This window comes from Polaromonas sp. DSP2-3-2b2, assembly GCF_049895905.1.
In the GTDB taxonomy this organism is placed as follows: Bacteria; Pseudomonadota; Gammaproteobacteria; order Burkholderiales; family Burkholderiaceae_C; genus Polaromonas.
On sequence record NZ_JAFCTH010000049.1, the window covers coordinates 1 to 2731 of the forward strand.

At 60.1% G+C, this 2731-nt stretch carries 3 protein-coding genes and 1 tRNA gene; 2 read left to right on the forward strand and 2 right to left on the reverse strand.

Translation table 11 applies throughout. From position 1 onward, the window contains the following. Positions 1 to 515: 515 nt before the first annotated feature. Positions 516 to 857 (reverse strand): universal stress protein, encoded by a 342-nt coding sequence (locus tag ACP7AD_RS18455; RefSeq protein ID WP_426149204.1) that lies wholly within the window; start codon positions 855 to 857, stop codon positions 516 to 518. 117 nt (positions 858 to 974) lie between these two features. Here ACP7AD_RS18455 and ACP7AD_RS18460 point away from each other — a divergent pair, with 117 nt between their 5' ends. Beyond that, entirely contained in the window at positions 975 to 1340 is a 366-nt protein-coding gene (locus tag ACP7AD_RS18460) for an H-NS family nucleoid-associated regulatory protein (RefSeq protein WP_426149205.1), read from the forward strand. A 230-nt stretch (positions 1341 to 1570) separates the two neighbouring features. Here the strand turns inward: ACP7AD_RS18460 and ACP7AD_RS18465 are convergent. Continuing rightward, a tRNA-Met gene (locus tag ACP7AD_RS18465) sits at positions 1571 to 1647 on the reverse strand. Positions 1648 to 2194: 547 nt separating this feature from the next. On the opposite strand from ACP7AD_RS18465, the gene ACP7AD_RS18470 reads away from it, so the two are divergent. Then, positions 2195 to 2644, forward strand: coding sequence for an RNA recognition motif domain-containing protein (locus ACP7AD_RS18470; protein ID WP_426149208.1), 450 nt, complete (start codon positions 2195 to 2197; stop codon positions 2642 to 2644). Positions 2645 to 2731 lie beyond the last annotated feature (87 nt).

A 2731-nucleotide genomic window follows, 5' to 3' on the forward strand; every position in this document is an offset into this window, starting at 1 on the left:
GTTCTGGTCATGAAATGAAGCTGCCGGGCAGTTAGCCATCGAAGAATTGGATGCGACAACAATTCTGACACCCGGGGTGACCTTGCGCCAGGCCCTTGACGACATCCGTGACTTCGAAAGCACTCTAGCCCCGCTGATGCAGTCGCCAGCAGCGCAAGATGAGCCAGTAATGCTGCAAATTGCATGAGTGGCTGCTTTTAGCGCGCAGATTGTCGAGGCCAAGCTCGCCAATGGCGTGCTCCACCTGCGCATTCCCAAGGCCCAGCAAGCCCGGCCGCACTGCATCGAAGTTAGCATGGGCTGAACCGGCAGCGCTGGCCGTACCGGCTGCTTTCAGCCGCGACGCTGAAAGCAGCCCGCACTGGCCAGCCATCGGCCCGACTCGCGAAAATCCGCCTTCTCCAAGCCAGCCCATACCCGTTTTTTCCAAGGGTGCGGTGACCTGGCAGGTGCCACGTATCCTGAACCCATGCGGCTTGAATCCCTGGGCGCCAAGCTTCCAATGCCGGGCCCTTTCACTGCGTGATCACCACCAGCACGCTGCAGGGCGCCTGCTCGATCAAGGCCTTGGAGACCGAACTACGCCACCAGCGAGCCGTCCACCTACTCAAATGCTGGTGACCCACAACGATCAGGTCGGCCCCAATCCGATGGGCACAGTCGGCAATCTCACGCACCGCATGCCCAATGAGCACCTCGCCGCGCACGCGAAGGCCGGCATCGGCCAGCTTTCTCACACCTGTCTCGAGGATGGTCTGGTAGCGAGCTGTCTCGCTTTCCTGCACCGTTCCGACATAGACGAGTCCTTGCGTCCCAACGGAGTCCAGGGGAAGCGGCATCACGGCAATCAGCATCATTGAACTTTGGCGAGTGTTCTCCGATGCGTCAAAGCCCTCGAGGAAACTGAACAACGAAGGCGCGCGCTCCCCAGGCGCAGTAGGATAGGCGCTGCTAAAACTTTAGAAGAACTCAACATGAATGAACTCGTCAAGCTCCGCCAGCAAATTGCCGACATGGAAAAGCAGGCCACCGAACTGCAAAAGAAGAACCGGCCCGCCGTCCTGGCCGAACTGCGCGAACAGATGGCCGCCTACGGCATCACGGCCGAAGAGTTGAGCCGTCCGGCGGCCAAGGCTGCCAGGCCCAAGGCGCTGCAGGCCAAGCCTGCTGCGAGCGCGCCCAAGAGCAAAAAGGCGGCCGCGCCGTCGCCCGCGAAATACCGCGGACCCGAAGGCCAGACGTGGACCGGCCGCGGAACCGTGCCAAAGTGGCTCAACGAGTTGCTGGCGGGCGGCAAGACCCGGGACGATTTTCTCATCCGCCAGGACACGCCAGCGTAGGTCAGGGTTGGACCACAGGCATCACAGACGGCTTGAATCGGGCTGCTTCTGCAACGCATGCCTGGCGTCAACCTGGCTTGATACAGAGCACTCACTCAATAGCAGGTCCAAGTGAAAGCGGTGAAGGTGCGCACCACTTGGCAAAACAGTCTGAATTGCGTTGCAGGTCAGGTGAGCTGCCGGCCAAACAAAAAGCCTCGGCACATGTGGATGCGCTGAGGCTTTTGTCTTGGTTGCGCGGGCAAGATTTGAACTTACGACCTTTGGGTTATGAGCCCAACGAGCTACCAGGCTGCTCCACCGCGCGGAAATTTCGAAAGCGACCTGGCCCTCAAAGGCTTGAGCGCTGTTGTGCTTGTGATGCTCGTACTTCCCAGCACAAAGCATCTGCAATAGGTCTCTATTGTACGGCAGCACTGGGGTTGGTATCTCATCGCCTAAAAGCCCAGCTCCAGCGATAACACCAGTGCCTTGATGGCCGCCAGCCAGATACCAGCAGGGCAGTCCGCTAGGGCCTGAAATCTTGCCCGGCTTGCACTGCAAGCTTGCTGCGGCAGACTTGATGCGTCACAGCCACCACCAGCGCCGCCAGCAGAAAGAACATCTGCCACTCGATGGTCGGTGATTCTGGCTGGACTGTGCCTTTCTACCGCTGAACACGCGTATTGCGCGCCAGGAAGGCGATGGCCTAGAGCTGGGCTGGCGCATAATTTCAAGGGTACGGGTGCCAAAGCATTCGCACAGCGTCAGGTGATGGGTCAGTTTCGCAGGCGAAGGCGCTTCTTTTCGTGTGTGTTTTGCTTTCGGAACCCCCCCATCGCTTTTGTTTTTGTGTTTTTCGAGGAATCCCCTTCATGGGCAACAAACTATACGTCGGTAACCTGCCTTACACGGTGCGTGACGAAGACTTGCAGCAATCGTTTGGTCAATTCGGCGCGGTCACCAGCGCCAAAGTCATGATGGAGCGCGACACGGGTCGCTCCAAAGGCTTTGGATTTGTCGAGATGGCGAACGACGCTCAAGCGCAAGCGGCCATTAACGGCATGAACGGCCAGCCTCTGGGCGGGCGCAGTATTACCGTGAACGAAGCCCGTCCGATGGAGGCACGTCCTCCACGCACCGGCGGCTTCGGCGGCGGCGGTGGTGGTGATCGTTCTGGCGGCGGCGGCTATGGCGGTGGCGATCGCTCTGGCGGCGGCTATGGTGGCGGCGGTGGCCGTTCGGGCGGCGGCGGCTATGGCGGTGGAGATCGTTCTGGCGGCGGTGGCTACGGCGGCGGTGGCGGTGGTCGCGGCGGCTACTAAGCCCTGCTCACCTAGTCAACGGCAAATATGCTGCTGCAACCAGCTGTTTTAGTCTTGCACTGAGCAAAGCACAAAAGGCTTCGGAAC